Origin of the sequence: Mycobacterium bulgaricum, from assembly GCF_041287165.2 — a bacterium.
Classification (GTDB): Bacteria; Actinomycetota; Actinomycetes; order Mycobacteriales; family Mycobacteriaceae; genus Mycobacterium; species Mycobacterium bulgaricum.
On sequence record NZ_JBGGKV020000006.1, the window covers coordinates 182,117 to 197,950 of the forward strand.

The window sequence follows — 15,834 nt, forward strand, 5'->3', positions numbered from 1 at the left end:
ACGTTAAGGAATGGTTGACGTATGTCGGATTCGTTCTCGGAGACCGGTCAGCAACTGCACCGGCAGCTCGGCCAGATCTTGGCCGCTCCGGTTCTGCGCGGTGAGCACGACCCGCTCGGCCTGGTGCGGGCCGCCCGCGAGGTTCAGGACGGGGCCGAGTTGCTGATGAAGGCGGCGGTGCGGCAAGCGCGCGATGCGGGGCGCACCTGGCAGGAGATCGGTGACGTGCTCGGCGTGACGCGCCAGGCCGTCTTTCAGCGGTACGGCAAGCCGATCGACCCACGGACCGGAGAAGCAATGAACACCATCGCACTTCGCGACGCTGACGAGCTGGCCAGGACCGTCATCGATGACCTCGCGCACGCGCGCTGGTCCGATGTCAGTGCCCGCTTCGACGCGACGATGCGTGAGCGACTCACCGACGAGGGACTTGCCGAGGCGTGGGCCTACATCGCGGGCCTGGCGGGGGCCTACGAGAACCATGGCGACACGGAGGTCGTGCGCGCGGGCGACTTCACCACCACCAACACGCCTCTGAGCTTCGAGGCCGGCGATTTCGTCGCGCGCATCACCTTTCGTGACGACCGCACGATCGCCGGGTTGTTCATTCTCGATCCCGACGCTGCCCGCCGCTAGCTACGGCAGTTTCGACGCGGCTGCCTCGTCGAGAAGCCACACCGTGGCCTCGCTGCCCGCCGCACCGGCCGCTGGGATGTCGACAGGTTCGGCCCCGCCGACCGCGGCCGCCACCGCCTCTGCCTTGCCTTCTCCCGAGACCACCAGCCAGACCTCACGGGACCGCGCGATCGCGGGCAGCGTCAGGGTGATCCGCCTCGGCGGTGGCTTGGGGGAATCCGTGACGCCGACGACGAACCGCTCGGTTTCCTTGACGGCGGCTGTGTCCGGGAACAGCGAGTTGACGTGTCCCTCAGGGCCCATGCCCAACAGGTGCACATCGAACTGGGGCCCGGTGGTCTCGAAATTGCCGATGACGACCTGCTCGTAACCCGCCGCTGCCGCGTCCAGATCGTCGCCGAACTCACCGTCGGTCGCCGCCACGGCGTGCACGTTGGTCTCGGGGATGCCGACGTGATCCAGCAGCGCCTCACGCGCCTGCTTGTCGTTGCGTTCGTCGTCGTCGGCAGGAACGAATCGCTCGTCGCCCCAGTAGATGTGAACCTTCGTCCAGTCGATCTCGCCGCTGCGCTCACCGACGCGCTTCAGCAGGCCGATGCCGGTGCCACCGCCGGTGAGCACGATGGTCGCCTCGTTGCGCTCCGAGATCGCCGCATTGATGGCATCCACCAGCCTGTCGCCGGCCGCGGCGACCAGGGCGTCGGTGTCGGCGTACTTCTCGATTGTCATCGTCATACGTACTGCACCTTCTCGATTCCCTTCAGTGCTTCGAAATAGATCTCGTCGGCATCGAGGCGACGCATGTCCTCGGCCAGACATTCACGAGTTTCCCTGCGCGCCAACGGCACCAGTGCCTCCGGCTTCGCGGTTCGGGTGATCTTCGCGGTCACCCCCTCCTGCGGGCGGCTCAGGACGATCGTCTCGCTGTCGCGAACGAGTTCGACTTTGAGTTCGCCGACCGCGCGCTGGACCGGCCCGTCGATCCGGCTGGCCAACCAGCCCGCAAGGACGTCGAGTGCGGGTTCGGTGGCCAGGCCCGAGACCACGGCCGAATTGATCGGCTCGTGTGGCGATTCGTCGACCGCAGCGGCAAGCAGCGCCCTCCAGTAGGTGATCCGGCTCCACGCCAGATCGGTGTCACCCGGGGTATAGCCCTGCAGCCGGCCCTTGATCGACTCCAGGGGGTCGGGACCGTTGGTGGCGTCGGTGATCCGGCGAAGTGCCAGCCGGCCCAGGGGATCCTGCGCGGGCACAGGGGGAGCGACGTCGGGCCACCAGGTGACCACCGGGGTGTCGGGAAGCAGGAACGGCATCACCACGCTGCTGGCATGGTTGGCCAGTGGTCCCGAAAGTCGCAGTACCACAACCTCGTTGGCGCCGGCATCGCTGCCGACGCGCAGCTGGGCATCGAGCCGGGCCTTGTCCGCCCGCCGATCGCCCGGCGCGACGACGATGACGCGGCAGGGGTGCTCACGGCTCGCCGCATTGGCCGCATCGATGGACTCCTCGAGAACGGCTTCCGTGTCCGGTGCGATCACCAGGGTCAGCACGCGACCCAGGGTGATGGCGCCACCCTCTTCGCGCAGAGCCTGAATTCTCTTGTTGATGGCCCCGGTATCCGAGTCCGGCATGTCGATGAGCATCAGAGTCTCCGGTTCCTCGCGCGAGCGCTTGTCACGGCCGCCTCCATTCCCGGCCCGTGCGGCGCAGCATCTCGAACGCCGAATCCGGGCCCCAGCCCCCGGACTCGTAGGGGTCGGGTTTGCCATGGGACGCCCAGTACTCGAGCGCGGGATCGAGGATCTTCCAGGCCAACTCGACCTCTTCGTTGACCGGGAACAGCGACGGCTCTCCCAGCAGCACGTCCAGGATCAGGCGTTCGTAGGCCTCCGGCGATTCCTCGGCGAACGCCGAGCCGTACGAGAAGTCCATGCTGACGTCGCGGACTTCCATCTTGTTCCCCGGCACCTTGGAGCCGAAGCGCATGGTGATGCCCTCGTCGGGCTGTACTCGGATCACCAGCGCGTTCTGCCCGAGTTCCTCGGTCATGGTCGCGTCGAACGGCAGGTGCGGCGCCCGCTTGAAAATGAGCGCGATCTCGGTCACCCTGCGCCCCAGGCGTTTTCCGGTGCGCAGATAGAACGGCACGCCCGCCCAGCGACGTGTGTCCACGTCGACGGTGATCGCCGCGTACGTCTCCGTCGTCGACGTCGTCGAGAAGCCCTCCTCTTCGAGCAGCCCCACGACGCGCTCGCCGCCCTGCCACCCCGCCGTGTACTGGCCGCGCGCAGTGGTCTGGTCGAGCGGTTCGGCGAGACGGCTGGCCGACAGGACCTTGATCTTCTCGGCCTGCAATTCGTTGGGGGAGAAGCTGACCGGTTCTTCCATGGCGGTCAGCGCGAGCAGCTGCAGCAGGTGGTTCTGGATGACGTCGCGGGCTGCTCCGACGCCGTCGTAGTAGCCGCCTCGCCCGCCGAGACCGATGTCCTCGGCCATGGTGATCTGCACGCTGTCCACGTAGTGCGAGTTCCACACCGGTTCGAACAACTCGTTCGCAAAGCGCAGCGCCAGGATGTTCTGCACCGTCTCCTTGCCGAGGTAGTGGTCGATCCGGAAGACCGATGACTCGGGAAAGACGTCGTTGACGATGGAGTTGAGCTCCTCGGCGCTCTTGAGATCGTGGCCGAAGGGCTTCTCGATCACCACCCGGCTCCAGTGGCCGTCGGCCTTCTTGGCCAGCCCGGTGCGCGAAAGCTGTTCGAGCACCTGGGGAAACGCCTTCGGTGGGATCGACAGATAGAACGCGTGGTTGCCGCCCGTGCCGCGTTCGGCGTCGAGTTTGTCCAGCGTCTCGGCCAACCGGGCGAACCCGGCCTCGTCGTCGAAGGTGCCCTGGACGAACCGGAAGCCCTCGGCGAGGCGATCCCACACCTCCTGCCGGAACGGTGTGCGGGCGTGCTGCTTGACGGCGTCATAGACGACCTGCCCGAAATCCTCGTCGGCCCAGTCCCGCCTGGCGAACCCGACCAGTGCGAACGACGGCGGGAGGAGGCCGCGGTTGGCGAGGTCGTAGATCGCGGGCATCAGCTTCTTGCGTGCCAGATCGCCGGTCACGCCGAAGATCACCACGCTGCACGGTCCCGCGATGCGAGGCATGCGCTTGTCGCGCTTGTCCCGCAGCGGGTTTTGCCAAGCGCTCATCGGCACGTGCGCCTCACTTCTTTTCGTCGAGCTGACCCTGAGTGGCTTCCAGCAGTTCGTGCCAGGACTTTTCGAACTTCTCGACGCCCTCGTTCTCCAATACCAGGAAGACGTCGGTCAGGTCGATGCCGATCGCGGTGAGCTGGTCGAACACCTGCTGCGCCTCGTCGGAGCGGCCGGTGACCGTGTCGCCGGTGACCACGCCGTGGTCGGCAACGGCGTCAAGGGTCTTCTCCGGCATGGTGTTCACCGTGTTCGGCGCCACCAGCTCGGTGACGTAGAGCGTGTCGGAGTAGTCGGGATTCTTCACACCGGTCGATGCCCACAGCGGCCGCTGCACGCGGGCGCCGTCCTGCTTCAGGGCTTCGAACCGGTCGCCGCCGAGGAAGATCTCCTCGTAGGCGGCGTAGGCGAGCCGGGCGTTGGCGACACCCGCTTTGCCACGCAGTCCCAGCGCCTCATCATTTCCGATCTTTTCCAGCCGGTTGTCGATCTCGGTGTCGACGCGGGACACGAAGAACGAGGCGACGGAATGGATTCGGGACAGATCGTGACCCGCCTCCTTGGCCTTCTCCAGGCCCTGCAGGTAGGCGTCCATCACCAGGCGGTAGCGCTCGACGGAGAAGATCAGCGTCACGTTCACCGAGATGCCCTCGGCCAGAACGGAAGCGATGGCGGGTACGCCCGCCTCTGTGGCGGGGATCTTGATCAGCAGGTTGGGCCGGTCGACGATCTTCCACAGCTCGATCGCCTGCAGGATCGTCTTGTCGGTGTCGTGCGCGAGCCTCGGGTCGACCTCGATGGACACCCGGCCGTCGACACCGCCCGACTGCTCGTAGATCTTGGCGAACACGTCGCAGGCGTTGCGGACGTCGTCGGTGGTCACGGTGCGGATCGTCGCGTCGACGTCCGCACCCCGTTCGGCGAGTTCCTTGATCTGGTCGTCGTAGGCGTCACCCTTGGACAGGGCGGCCTGGAAGATCGACGGGTTCGTGGTGACCCCGACGATGCTCTTGGTGTCGATCAGCTCCTGCAGGTTGCCCGTCTGCAGCCGTTCCCTCGACAGGTCGTCGAGCCAGACGGATACGCCGGCTTCGGACAGTGCGGCCAGATTCTCGTTCTGGGTCATGATGGTTGCCCTTCGTATGGGTTTGTCAGTTCGCGATGGAACGTTCGGCCGCGGCTGCCACTGCCTCGGGGGTGAAGCCGAACTCGCGGAACAATGTCTTGTCGTCGGCGGATTCGCCGTAGTGCTCGATCGAGACGATCTCGCCGGTGTCTCCGACGAGCTTGTACCAACTCTGCGCGACCGCCGCCTCCACCGCGACCCTGGCCGACACCCCGGGCGGAAGGACGCTGTCGCGGTACTCCTTCGGCTGGGACTCGAACCACTCGACGCACGGCATGGAAACCACCGCGGCGGTGATGTCCTTCTCCGCCAGCAATTTCTTCGCTTCGACCGCCAACTGCAGTTCCGATCCGGTTCCGATGAGGATGACGTCGGCGGCTGTGGCGTCGTCTCCACCGAGCACGTACCCGCCGCGTCCCACGCCCTCGGCGTCGGTGCCCTCCAGAACCGGGATGCCCTGCCGGGTCAGGATGAAACCGACCGGACCGCTGCCGTTTCCGCGCGCGATGATGCTTCTCCACGCGTATGCGGTCTCGTTCGGATCACCCGGCCGGACCACCGACAGGTTCGGGATCGCCCGCAGCGCGGCGAGGTGCTCGATCGGCTGGTGGGTCGGTCCGTCCTCACCGAGCCCGATCGAGTCGTGGGTCCAGATGTAGATCGTGTCGATGTCCATCAGGGACGCCAGCCGGACCGCGGGACGCATGTAGTCGGAGAACTGCAGGAACGTGCCGCCGAAGGCGCGGGTGGGCCCGTGCAGCACGATGCCCGACAGGATCGAGCCCATCGCGTGCTCACGGATGCCGAAGTGCAGCACCCGGCCGTACCAGTCGGCGGTGAAGTCGTCGGTCGAAATCGACGGCGGTCCAAAGGACTTCACGTCCTTGATCGTGGTGTTGTTGGAGCCCGCGAGGTCCGCGGAACCACCCCACAGTTCCGGGAGCTTGGGCGCGACGTCGTTGAGCACCTGGCCGAACGCCGCGCGGGTGGCCACGGCCTTGGAGCCCGGCTCCCAGTAGGTGAGGTCGGAATCCCAGCCTTCGGGCAGCTCCTGGGCCAGCAACCGGTCGAGCAGCTTCTTGCGCTCGGGTTCGCGCTCGGCCCAGGCGTCGAACTCCGGCTGCCACTTCTCGTGCGCTTCCTTGCCGCGCGCCTGCAGCCCGCGGGTGTGCGCGATGACCTCGTCGGTCACCTCGAAGGTCTTGTCGGGATCGAACCCGAGGATCTTCTTCGTCGCGGCCACCTCGTCGTCACCGAGTGCCGAACCGTGCACCCCGCCGGTGTTCATCTTGTTCGGCGCGGGATAGCCGATGATGGTGCGCAACGCGATGAACGACGGCTTGTCGGTGACCTTCTTGGCCTCCTCGATGGCCTGCTCTATTGCGGTGACGTTCTCGCCGCCCTCGATCTCCTGGACGTGCCAGCCGTAGGCGCGGTAGCGGGCGGCCACGTCCTCCGACAGGGCGATGTCGGTGTCGTGCTCGATGGAGATCTGGTTCTTGTCGTAGAACACGATCAGGTTGCCCAGCTGCTGAGTCCCCGCCAGCGAGGACGCCTCGCTGGTGACGCCTTCCTCGATGTCGCCGTCGGAGGCGATGACGAAGATGTGGTGGTCGAACGGGCTGGTGCCGGGTGCGGCGTCGGGGTCGAACAGCCCCCGCTCATAGCGGGCGGCCATCGCCATCCCGACCGCGGAAGCCAGGCCCTGGCCGAGCGGACCGGTGGTGATCTCCACTCCGGCCGTGTGGCGGAACTCGGGGTGCCCAGGCGTCTTCGACTTGAAGGTCCTCAGCGACTCGATGTCGGAGAGCTCCAGCCCGAACCCACCCAGGTAGAGCTGGATGTAGAGGGTCAGGCTCGAGTGGCCGCAGGACAGCACGAAGCGGTCGCGCCCCAGCCAGTGCACGTCGTTGGGGTCGTGGCGCATCTGGCGCTGGAACAGCGTGTAGGCCAGCGGGGCCAGGCTCATCGCGGTACCCGGGTGACCGTTTCCGACCTTCTGCACGGCGTCGGCGGCCAGGACGCGGACGGTATCGACCGCGCGCGTATCGAGTTCTGTCCAGTCGTCCGGGTGGTTAGGGCGGGTGAGGGAATTGATCTCTTCGATCGTGGTCACGAAGCGCGCTCCTAAAGCTCGACGGGCGGTGTCAATCCGCTTTTTCCACCCTAGTGGTGAACGCTGCGGCGTCGCAGAGGTCATCCCTCCTTTCCAGGTGAACGGACCCTGCATTTTCAGACACCGCCCTCGGCGGTCTACCATCCTCTGTAGTAGACGCCTGCCGGGGTCATCGCCGTGTTGCTGAGGAGTTGGTTGCGTGAGGATTCGCGAAGGCCACCTCATCGACGATGCCGCCGAGGGGCCGATCCGATTCCGCACCCGCCTCATGGGTTACATCGGGCTGACTAAGCCCCGCGTCATCGAGCTCCTTCTCGTCACGACCATCCCGGCGATGCTGCTGGCCGACCGCGGAACGGTCGACCCTCTGCTGATCCTCAACACGCTGGTGGGCGGCTTGCTGGCCGCAGCGGGCGCCAACACGCTCAACTGCGTCGCCGACGCGGACATCGACAAGAAGATGAAGCGCACCGAGCGCCGGGCCCTGGCCCGCGCCACCGTGCCCCGCAGCCACGCGCTGATCTTCGGTCTGACGCTCTCGGTCGCCTCGTTCTTCTGGCTGTGGTGGACCACGAACATGCTCTCGGCGCACCTTGCCGGCGCCACCATCGCCTTCTACGTGCTTGTCTACACACTGCTGCTGAAGCGGCGGACCTCGCAGAACGTCGTATGGGGCGGTGCGGCCGGCTGCATGCCGGTGATGATCGGCTGGTCTGCGGTGACCGGCACGATCCAGTGGCCCGCCCTGGTGATGTTCCTGATCATCTTCTTCTGGACGCCACCGCACACCTGGGCGCTGGCAATGCGCTACAAGGAGGATTACGAGGCCGCCGGTGTGCCGATGCTGCCCGTGGTGGCCACCGAGCAGCAGGTCACCAAGCAGATCCTGGTGTACACCTGGCTGACCGTCGCCGCGACGCTCGCGCTCGCGTTGACGACAGGCTGGCTCTACACCTCGGTCGCGATCCTGGCGGGCACCTGGTTCCTGGTCATGGCTCATCAGCTCTACGCCGGGGTGCGCCGCGGCGAGCCGGTGAAACCCCTGCGGCTGTTCCTGCAGTCCAACAACTACCTGGCCGTGGTCTTCTGCGCGCTCGCGGTGGACTCGGCGCTGGCCCTGCCGACGCTGCTGCCCGTCTGACCTTTCAGCAGGCGGTTCCGGACTAGGGGACCAGCACCACCGAACCGACGGTCTTGCGTCCCTGCAGATCGCGGTGCGCCTGCTCGGCCTCGGGCAGTGAGTACCGGTGACTGACGGTGACGTTCAGGGTGCCGTCGGCGATGGCGGTGAGCAGTTCGCCTGCGCGCCAGGAGAATTCGTCGGGAGTCCGGGTGTGATGCGCGAGGTTGGGCCTGGTGAGGAACACCGAGCCCGCCGTGTTGAGCCGCTGCGGGTCCACCGGCGGCACCGGCCCGCTGGCGGCGCCGAACAGCGCGAGCGTACCTCTGACGGCAAGGCTGGCGAGACTCGCCTCGAACGTCGACGCGCCCACTCCGTCGTACACAGCCGCGACACCCTCGCCGTCGGTCAGCTCCCGGATCCGGTCGCCGAACGCCTTCGGATCCTCGGGATAGTCGAGTACCTCGACGGCGCCCGCCTGCCGCGACAACTCGGCCTTGTCCGGGGTGGACACCGTCGTGATCACCGACGCGGCCAAGCTGGTGATCCATTGCGTCAGGATCAGACCGACGCCGCCTGCGCCGGCGTGCACCAGCACGGCGTCGCCCTGCTGCACCGGGTAGGTCGACTTGATGAGGTAGTGGGCCGTCATGCCTTTCAGCAGGGCCGATGCCGCCACCTCCGCCGCCACGCCGTCCGGCACGTACGCCACGAAATCTGCAGGCGCCAACGAGTATTCGGCGTAGGCGCCGAGGGCTTTGTCGGTGACCACCCGATCGCCGACATTGAGCGCCGCGACGTCGTCCCCGACCGCCTCGATGACCCCGCACACCTCCGAGCCGACGACGAACGGCGTCTCACGCGGGTAGAGCCCGGAGCGGAAGTAGGTGTCGATGAAGTTCACGCCGATCGCCTCGGCCCTGATGAGCACCTGGCCCGGCCCCGGCTCGGGTCGGGGCTTCTCGACAAAGGACAGGACTTCGGGTCCGCCGGTCTCGGCGACTTCAATGGCGTGCATGCGAACTATCATCCTCTCGTCATGAAACTCGCACGCCCCGACGTCTACCATCCACGCATCGTGCTGGCAGGCTGCCCGGCGCTGCCCGGCGGCGACGGCGACGACGCCGGACTTGTCGAGGCGCTGCGCGGCCGCGGTCTGCACGCGCGGTGGCTGCCGTGGGACGACCAGGCGACCCTGGACGCAGACCTGGTGATCTTGCGTGCCACGTGGGATTACATCGATCGACTCGACGACTTCCTGGCCTGGACCCGGCAGGTGAAGAACCTGCTCAACGCGCCTGATGTAGTGGCATGGAATGCCGACAAGACGTACATGGCAGACCTGGGTGCGGCGGGTGTCCCCATCGTGCCGAGTGCGTTCTTCGCGCCGGGGGAACGGGTCCGCATCCCAGACGGTGAAGTCGTCGTCAAACCATCCGTCGGCGCCGGTTCGGTGGGAGCGCTGCGATTCTCCGACGCCGACTCCGCACACACCCACGCAGAGTCGCTACAGGCGGCCGGACGCACCGCGGTGGTGCAGCCCTACGACCCGCGCGTGGGTGACGGAGAGACCGCACTGGTTTTTCTGGGCGGTCAGCAGTCCCACGCCTTCACCAAGGGACCGATGTTGCCGCCGCCGGGGCAGTCGCCGGTGTTCGACGAATCCGGCACCTACGCCGAGGAGAGCCTGCAGCCCGCCGACCCGGATTTCGAACTGTGGGACCTCGGGCACCGGGCCCTTGCCGCGGCAGCGGCGCATTTGGGCATCGACGTCACCGACCTGCTGTACGCGCGCGTCGACGTGCTGGGCGCGGCGGACGCTGCTGTGCTGCTCGAACTCGAGCTCATCGAACCCTCGTTGGGATGGCGGCAGCTCTGCGCCGGCGACAGGCGGGCCGCGCAACGCCGATTCGCTCTCGGCGTCGAATCAGCTCTGGCGCGCCGCGGTCTCGGTCCGCTCTCGCATCGACGCCCATAGCGCCGCGGTGGCCGCGGTGCACGCAGCTGCCCCCGCCACGTGGAGAGCCACCAGTGCCTCGGGGACGCCGGTGAAGAACTGGATCGCGCCGAGCGAGCCCTGCGCGGCCACGAGGACCACGACGACCGCCAGCCGGGTCCTCACCGGCTGTGGCGCGTGCACCGCCAGCAACGCGAATCCCAGGGCCACCAGCAACGCTAGATACGCCACCAGCAGCGACGAATGCATGTGCACCAGCGTGGTGATCTCGATCTGCAGGCGGGGCACCGGTCGGTCGAGGCTCTTGTCCCCGGCGTGCGGGCCCGCGCCGGTCACCATCGTTCCGGTCACGAGCACGGCCGACAGCGTCACCGCCGACAGAACCGTCAACTGCCGCAGCGGTTTCGGGACGCGCGTCGTGTACACCCCGGCGTCGGGCTCGCCGATCTTGGCGTAGAGCAGCACGGCCAGCCACACCATCGCCATCGACACCAGCAGGTGGATCGCGACCGTCCACCAGAGCAGACCGGTCAGCACCGTGATCCCGCCGATGACGGCTTGCACCACTGTCGACGCCGGCATCAGCCAGGCGTAGACGAGCACCTCGCGACGACGCCGGGCCCGAGTGACGGCGACGACCGCCGCGGCCGCGGTCAGCACGACCAGGAACGTCAGCAGGCGGTTGCCGAACTCGACCGCCTGATGAATGCCGGGGACCTCGGCATGAGGCACCGGCGTGAAGCTGCCGGGAAAACACTGCGGCCAGGTCGGGCATCCGAGTCCGGACGCGGTGACCCGCACGATGGCCCCGGTCACGGCGATCCCGCCCTGGGTCAGGATGACCGCCGCGGCGACGATCCGCTGCACGCGCAGGCTCGGTTCGGGAAGCACATCGACGAGCCGCAAGAAAAGTCGACCGACGGGCACGCTCCGATCGTAGAGGCTCGTTAACTACCGCTCGTAGTAGGGGGCGTTCGAGGGATGCGCCAGTGGCAACATCACCTCGTCGACCAGCCGGGTCACGAGGTCGTCGTCGATCGGGTCACCGGTGATCAGAAGGCGGTGCCACAGCACGCTTTGGCCGAGCTCGCGGAGCAGCCCGACAGGAGCGTCGGCGCGGACCTCACCCCGCTCGATGCCGCGGTCAAAGATCGCATCCATCTCCTGCTTGCGCATCCCGATCACCTCGGTGCGGAATGTCTGCTCCAGCTCCGGGTCGGCGGCGACCGCCATCAGCACCGACCTCATCAGCGGCCCGCTGTCGCCGGTGAACAGCCTTTTCCACGCGTGCAGCACCGCGACGATGTCCCCGCGGAAGCTTCCGGTGTCCTCGCTGGGCAACGAGGTGGTGGCGACGCCCATGAGCGTGTCGCGCAGCAGCGCCCGGCGGTCGGGCCAGCGCCGGTAGAGGACGGGCTTGCTGGTGTGAGCGCCTGCTGCGACGGCCTCCATCGTGACCGCGTCGGGCCCGTGCGCGGCGAGCAGTTCCAGCACCGCCGTCCGGATGGCGGAGTCGAGTTCCGCGCCGCGTCGTCTAGTCATGTGTGATCCCGGTCTCCGTTTGTAGAAACGCTTGCGTATCTTATGCGCTCGTCTTACCGTCTCCAATATAAGAAACGCAAACGTATCTTGGAGGACCTCATGAACGCTACTCCGTCGCTACCGGTGCTGTATCCGCTCCGCGCGGTGGACACCGCCACCGTCCACTTCACGGACTGTGCGCGGGGACGTCGACGGATCACCATCGACCACCGACCGCTCGCCGGGGTGACCCCGGCGATGCTGCTCGACTGGTTCACGCATCTGGGCGGCACGATGGAGTACGGCGGCGCGGTCGTCGACCGCTATCACGCCTGGCATCCGATCGACCACATCCGTTGGGAGCTGGCCCGGCCCGCACCGACGGGCGGTGCCGGTGAAGGAGCCCGGTTCCACATGGTCGAGGCTTTCGGCGCACGCCCCGAGTTCACGGTCGACGAGGTGGCCCGCGTGGAGAAGCTCGACGAGACCGGCATCAGGTTGGTGCTCCGCATCGCCGGGGTTCCGATCTTCCAGCTGGAGCACACCTGGTCCGCCGGTGCCGACGGCGCGCACTACGTGACCGTGATGGATCTCGGCGTCCGGTCGCCCCTGCTGGCGCCGCTCAACCGCGTGCTGCACCGCAAATTCTCGGGCGAGAAGGCCCTCGCGTGGGTCAAGCACAACATCGAAGAGGTGGGCCAGCTGGAATACCTGCTGCCGTCGCTCAGCTCGTCAGGTGAACCTGAACCACCTCAGGGCGCCGAGTGCGGCGACAGCGCCCCAGACGGCCAGCGTGGCGAGGCCGAACCAGTCCACGGACAGCTCCATCGCGCGTGACAGCGCTTCGGTGAGCGCGCCCGACGGCGTCAGGCGAGCCACCCACTGCACGGCTGTGGGCACCATGCCGCCCTCCAGCGTCAGCGCGCCCAGACCTGCGAAGACGAACCACAGCAGGTTGGCGACGGCCAACACGATCTCGGCGCGCAGCGTGCCGCCGAGAAGGAGGCCGAGTGCGGCGAACACCGCGGTGCCCAGCGCGATGATCACCGCACCGAGCGCGAGGCCCGCGAGGGGTGGACGCCAGCCGAGCGCAAAACCGATGGCGCCGAACAGAATCGACTGCAGGAACACGACAGCCACCACCGCCAGCGATTTCCCGGCGACGATGCCCCAGACCGGCAGCGCGGTGGCCCCCAGCCGCTTGAGGGCGCCATACCGGCGGTCGAATGCGACCGCGATGGCCTGACCCGTGAACGCCGTCGAGATGACCGCGAGCGCCATGATGGCGGGGACGAAGGTGGCGGCGCGGTCGGGGCCGAAGGATCCGAGGGGCAGCAGCGTCAGACCGATCAGCAGCGTGATCGGGATGAACATCGTCAACAGCAGCTGCTCGCCGTTGCGCAGCAGTAGTCGAAGCTCGAGACCGAACTGCGCGGCCACCATCTTCGATACCGCGGCGGGGCGCGGATCCGGCGTGAAAGTGCCTGGTGCGAAACGATTCACGAGCGAAGGTCCCGTCCGGTTAAGTCGAGGAACACGTCTTCGAGGCTGCGCTGTTCGACGCGCATGTCGGTGGCGAGCACGTCGAGGCGCGCGCACCAGGCGGTGACGGTGGCCAGCACCTGAGGGTCGATGTGTCCCTCGACGAGATATTCGCCGGGTGCGGTCTCGGAAGCGCGGTAGTCCTCGGGCAATGCCGAGATCAGCAGCGAGAGGTCGAGCATGCGCGGCGCGCGGAACCTCAGCTGGTTCTCGGCGCCGCTGCGCATCAGCTCGGCCGGACTGCCGGTCGCGACGGCGGAGCCGTGGTCGATGATCAGAATGCGGTCGGCGAGTTCCTCGGCCTCGGCGAGCTGATGGGTGGTCAGCACCACCGTGACCCCGTCGCGGCGCAGCGCATCGATTAACTCCCACACCACGATGCGTGCGTGGGCGTCCATCCCGGCGGTCGGCTCGTCGAGGAAGACCAACTCTGGGCGCCCCACCACCGCGCAGGCCAGCGCGAGGCGCTGTTGCTGCCCGCCGGAGAGGCGGCGATAGGTGGTCCGCGCCGACTCGGTGAGGCCCAAGGTGTCCAGCAACCACTGGGGATCCAGCGGGTTGGCGGCGTAGGAGGCGACCAGGTCGAGCATCTCGCCCGCCCGCGCCGCCGGATACGCGCCACCGCCCTGCAGCATGACGCCGACGCGGGCCCGCACCTCGGCGTTGTCGGCGACCGGATCGAGGCCCAGGATCCTGATCGACCCGGCGTCCGGCTTCAGGAAGCCTTCGCACATTTCGACCGTCGTCGTCTTGCCCGCGCCGTTGGGGCCCAGCAGCGCGAAAACCTCCGCGGCCTGCACGTCGAGATCGAGCTCCGAGACGGCGGTCGTCGACCCGTAGCGCTTGCTCACCCCGCGCAACAAGACGGGAGGAGAGCCAGGAGGAACGGAGGTCACGAAGACTCAGCGTAGGCGTCGGCCTTGGCCCTGGGCGGTGCCGGTTCCTCCGGCACCGGCCGCCACGGCAGCCAGCGATACGTCACCACGACCAGCATCACCAGGATCAGGAAGCTCGCGGCCGTCGCGAGCGCTATCTGGAACAGCGCGAATCTGTCCCCGTTGGCGGTGGGCCCGAAGATCCCGACGACGAGCGTGACCGCGATGGCCGCCGCCCGGAACCGGGGGCGGGTGGCCCATGCCGCGAGCGGGATGATCGCCCACAGCACATACCAGGGCTGGACCACCGGGAACAGCAACAGGGTGGCGCCCAGCGCGACGCCGAGTCCGCCGACCGGGTGCAGCCGGCCGCGCAGCACCGCGAAGAGCAGCCACAGCACGATCACCGCGATGAGGCTGACGCCGATAGCGCGGGTCAGTGCGAGCACCGCAGTGGTGTGGTCACCCAGCCCGAGCAGGATGCCGACCTGACCGGTGCCCAGTGCCAGCAGCGTCGGGGGAGACATCCAGCTGCGGACGACGTTGGCGGTGCCCAGGGTGAACAACCAGCCGAAGCCCAGTCCGCTGGCCCAGCCGATCAGCGCCATGACCGCCAGCGCCACCGCGCCCAGAGACCCGCCGGCCAGGAAGAACGCTTTGACCGTGCCGCCCCAGCGGCAGGCCAGCGCCATCGCCACGAATCCGAGTGCCAGCAGCGAGGGGAGTTTGACCTGAGACGACAGCGCGATCAACACGGTTCCCGCCAACAACATCGCCACCGGATACCAGCCCAGCCACTGCTCGCGGTCACGCGGCCACGCCAGCGGTCGCGGGATCAACCGGGTCGCGGCGTCGACCCCGCGCAACGCGAATTCGGTGCCCGCGAGCATCAGGCCCAGCATCAGTGCCTCGTTGTGAATGCCGGCCACCAGGTGCATGAACAGCAGCGGATTGGCCGCGCCGAGCCACAGTGCGCTGACCTCGGCGACGCCGCAGCGGCGCGCCAGGCGCGGGGTGGCCCACACGATCATGCCGACACCGAGCAGCACGACGAGGCGGTGGAAGAGCACGGCCTCGACGATGTTCTCGCCCGTGATCTGTGAGATGCCACGCCCGATCCACAGGAACAGCGGCCCGTACGGCGCCGGGGTCTCGCGCCACATGCTGGGCACCGAGAGGGTGAAGACGTGATCCAGCCCGAGGCCGGGTGCGGGACCCACCTTGTAAGGGTCGTTGCCCTGCAGCGAGATCTCGCTCTGGGCCAGATAGGAGTAGACGTCCTTGCTGTACATGGGCGGGGCCAACAGCAGCGGTATCGCCCACAGCAGCAGCGTGCGGTCCAGCTGGCTACGCGTCATCTTGCGCTTGCCGAGGGCGAACCGGCCCAGCATCAGCCAGGCCAAAGCCATCATCACCGCGCCGGTCGTCGTCATCGTCAGCGACACGGTCGCGATGCGGGAGGGCAGGTTGAGCAGCCGGACGCCGAAGGTCGGGTCCTGCACGACGGGACGGGCTCCGGCGCCGAGAGCGCCGATCGCCATCAGCACGGTGCCGGTCGCGCCGAACAGGCGCGTCCGTCGCATCGACACCAGCTCGGCGGCGGTCAGCGGGCTGCCGACAGTTCGCTCATCGCCGTGCAGGCCGGCGATGGTCGAGCTGAGGGAATGCTGGCGAGCTGCCACGAGGGCAGCGTAGCGGGCGCTTATTCCCAGGATCCGACCGTGACAGCTGTGACTT

15 protein-coding genes are annotated in these 15,834 nt (G+C 67.7%); 4 read left to right on the top strand and 11 right to left on the bottom strand.

Going from position 1 to position 15,834, the window contains the following annotated elements; all coding sequences use genetic code 11:
* Positions 1–21 precede the first annotated feature (21 nt).
* The gene (locus ACAG24_RS17965; protein ID WP_370474035.1) at positions 22–636 is read left to right on the top strand and encodes a DUF3887 domain-containing protein; all 615 of its coding nucleotides are present in this window, start codon (positions 22–24) and stop codon (positions 634–636) included.
* On the opposite strand, the gene pgl is transcribed toward ACAG24_RS17965, so the two are convergent.
* Genes pgl through tkt form a run of 5 tightly spaced genes read right to left on the bottom strand, consistent with a single transcriptional unit; the run spans position 637 to position 7,082 of the window.
* Positions 637–1,371 (bottom strand): 6-phosphogluconolactonase, encoded by a 735-nt coding sequence (gene pgl, locus ACAG24_RS17970; RefSeq protein WP_370474036.1) that lies wholly within the window; start codon positions 1,369–1,371, stop codon positions 637–639. It lies immediately after the preceding gene.
* Positions 1,368–2,279 (bottom strand): glucose-6-phosphate dehydrogenase assembly protein OpcA, encoded by a 912-nt coding sequence (gene opcA / locus ACAG24_RS17975; RefSeq protein WP_370474037.1) that lies wholly within the window; start codon positions 2,277–2,279, stop codon positions 1,368–1,370. The genes pgl and opcA overlap by 4 nt, the downstream gene beginning before the upstream one ends.
* Before the next feature lie 31 nt (positions 2,280–2,310).
* The gene (zwf, locus tag ACAG24_RS17980; protein ID WP_370474038.1) at positions 2,311–3,837 is read right to left on the bottom strand and encodes a glucose-6-phosphate dehydrogenase; all 1,527 of its coding nucleotides are present in this window, start codon (positions 3,835–3,837) and stop codon (positions 2,311–2,313) included.
* A gap of 13 nt (positions 3,838–3,850) precedes the next feature.
* Positions 3,851–4,966 (bottom strand): transaldolase, encoded by a 1,116-nt coding sequence (tal, locus tag ACAG24_RS17985; protein WP_445206210.1) that lies wholly within the window; start codon positions 4,964–4,966, stop codon positions 3,851–3,853.
* 25 nt (positions 4,967–4,991) lie between these two features.
* A complete protein-coding gene (gene tkt, locus ACAG24_RS17990; RefSeq protein WP_370474039.1) occupies positions 4,992–7,082 on the bottom strand; it encodes a transketolase in 2,091 nt (696 codons plus the stop codon).
* A gap of 199 nt (positions 7,083–7,281) precedes the next feature.
* Here tkt and ACAG24_RS17995 point away from each other — a divergent pair, with 199 nt between their 5' ends.
* Positions 7,282–8,223, top strand: coding sequence for a heme o synthase (locus tag ACAG24_RS17995; RefSeq protein ID WP_445206211.1), 942 nt, complete (start codon positions 7,282–7,284; stop codon positions 8,221–8,223).
* Positions 8,224–8,245: 22 nt separating this feature from the next.
* Here the strand turns inward: ACAG24_RS17995 and ACAG24_RS18000 are convergent, their stop codons facing one another.
* Positions 8,246–9,220, bottom strand: coding sequence for a quinone oxidoreductase family protein (locus tag ACAG24_RS18000; RefSeq protein WP_370474040.1), 975 nt, complete (start codon positions 9,218–9,220; stop codon positions 8,246–8,248).
* 21 nt (positions 9,221–9,241) lie between these two features.
* On the opposite strand from ACAG24_RS18000, the gene ACAG24_RS18005 reads away from it, so the two are divergent.
* Complete coding sequence (locus ACAG24_RS18005) at positions 9,242–10,180, top strand: ATP-grasp domain-containing protein (RefSeq protein ID WP_370474041.1); 939 nt, start codon at positions 9,242–9,244, stop codon at positions 10,178–10,180.
* Here ACAG24_RS18005 and ACAG24_RS18010 read toward each other — a convergent pair.
* Both ACAG24_RS18010 and ACAG24_RS18015 read right to left on the bottom strand, forming a co-directional pair.
* Entirely contained in the window at positions 10,130–11,086 is a 957-nt protein-coding gene (locus ACAG24_RS18010) for a COX15/CtaA family protein (RefSeq protein WP_445206212.1), read from the bottom strand. The genes ACAG24_RS18005 and ACAG24_RS18010 overlap by 51 nt on opposite strands.
* A gap of 24 nt (positions 11,087–11,110) precedes the next feature.
* Positions 11,111–11,701, bottom strand: coding sequence for a TetR/AcrR family transcriptional regulator (locus ACAG24_RS18015; RefSeq protein ID WP_370474042.1), 591 nt, complete (start codon positions 11,699–11,701; stop codon positions 11,111–11,113).
* Positions 11,702–11,800: 99 nt separating this feature from the next.
* Here ACAG24_RS18015 and ACAG24_RS18020 point away from each other — a divergent pair, with 99 nt between their 5' ends.
* Positions 11,801–12,517 (top strand): hypothetical protein, encoded by a 717-nt coding sequence (locus ACAG24_RS18020; protein ID WP_370474043.1) that lies wholly within the window; start codon positions 11,801–11,803, stop codon positions 12,515–12,517.
* On the opposite strand, the gene ACAG24_RS18025 is transcribed toward ACAG24_RS18020, so the two are convergent.
* Genes ACAG24_RS18025 through mptB form a run of 3 tightly spaced genes read right to left on the bottom strand, consistent with a single transcriptional unit; the run spans position 12,413 to position 15,779 of the window.
* Entirely contained in the window at positions 12,413–13,183 is a 771-nt protein-coding gene (locus ACAG24_RS18025) for an ABC transporter permease (RefSeq protein ID WP_370474044.1), read from the bottom strand. The two genes, ACAG24_RS18020 and ACAG24_RS18025, sit on opposite strands and share 105 nt — an antisense overlap.
* Complete coding sequence (locus ACAG24_RS18030; RefSeq protein ID WP_370474045.1) at positions 13,180–14,118, bottom strand: ABC transporter ATP-binding protein; 939 nt, start codon at positions 14,116–14,118, stop codon at positions 13,180–13,182. The genes ACAG24_RS18025 and ACAG24_RS18030 overlap by 4 nt, the downstream gene beginning before the upstream one ends.
* Complete coding sequence (gene mptB, locus ACAG24_RS18035) at positions 14,115–15,779, bottom strand: polyprenol phosphomannose-dependent alpha 1,6 mannosyltransferase MptB (protein WP_370474046.1); 1,665 nt, start codon at positions 15,777–15,779, stop codon at positions 14,115–14,117. The genes ACAG24_RS18030 and mptB overlap by 4 nt, the downstream gene beginning before the upstream one ends.
* Positions 15,780–15,834: the final 55 nt, after the last annotated feature.

Excerpts from the sequence above, each read along its gene's own strand:
- opcA (WP_370474037.1), bottom strand. The coding sequence starts at position 2,279 with ATGCTCATCGACATGCCGGACTCGGATACCGGGGCCATCAACAAGAGA.
- ACAG24_RS18020 (WP_370474043.1), top strand. The coding sequence starts at position 11,801 with ATGAACGCTACTCCGTCGCTACCGGTGCTGTATCCGCTCCGCGCGGTG.
- tal (WP_445206210.1), bottom strand. The coding sequence starts at position 4,966 with ATGACCCAGAACGAGAATCTGGCCGCACTGTCCGAAGCCGGCGTATCC.
- pgl (WP_370474036.1), bottom strand. The coding sequence starts at position 1,371 with ATGACGATGACAATCGAGAAGTACGCCGACACCGACGCCCTGGTCGCC.
- ACAG24_RS18015 (WP_370474042.1), bottom strand. The coding sequence starts at position 11,701 with ATGACTAGACGACGCGGCGCGGAACTCGACTCCGCCATCCGGACGGCG.
- zwf (WP_370474038.1), bottom strand. The coding sequence starts at position 3,837 with ATGAGCGCTTGGCAAAACCCGCTGCGGGACAAGCGCGACAAGCGCATG.
- ACAG24_RS17965 (WP_370474035.1), top strand. The coding sequence starts at position 22 with ATGTCGGATTCGTTCTCGGAGACCGGTCAGCAACTGCACCGGCAGCTC.
- ACAG24_RS18000 (WP_370474040.1), bottom strand. The coding sequence starts at position 9,220 with ATGCACGCCATTGAAGTCGCCGAGACCGGCGGACCCGAAGTCCTGTCC.
- ACAG24_RS18005 (WP_370474041.1), top strand. The coding sequence starts at position 9,242 with ATGAAACTCGCACGCCCCGACGTCTACCATCCACGCATCGTGCTGGCA.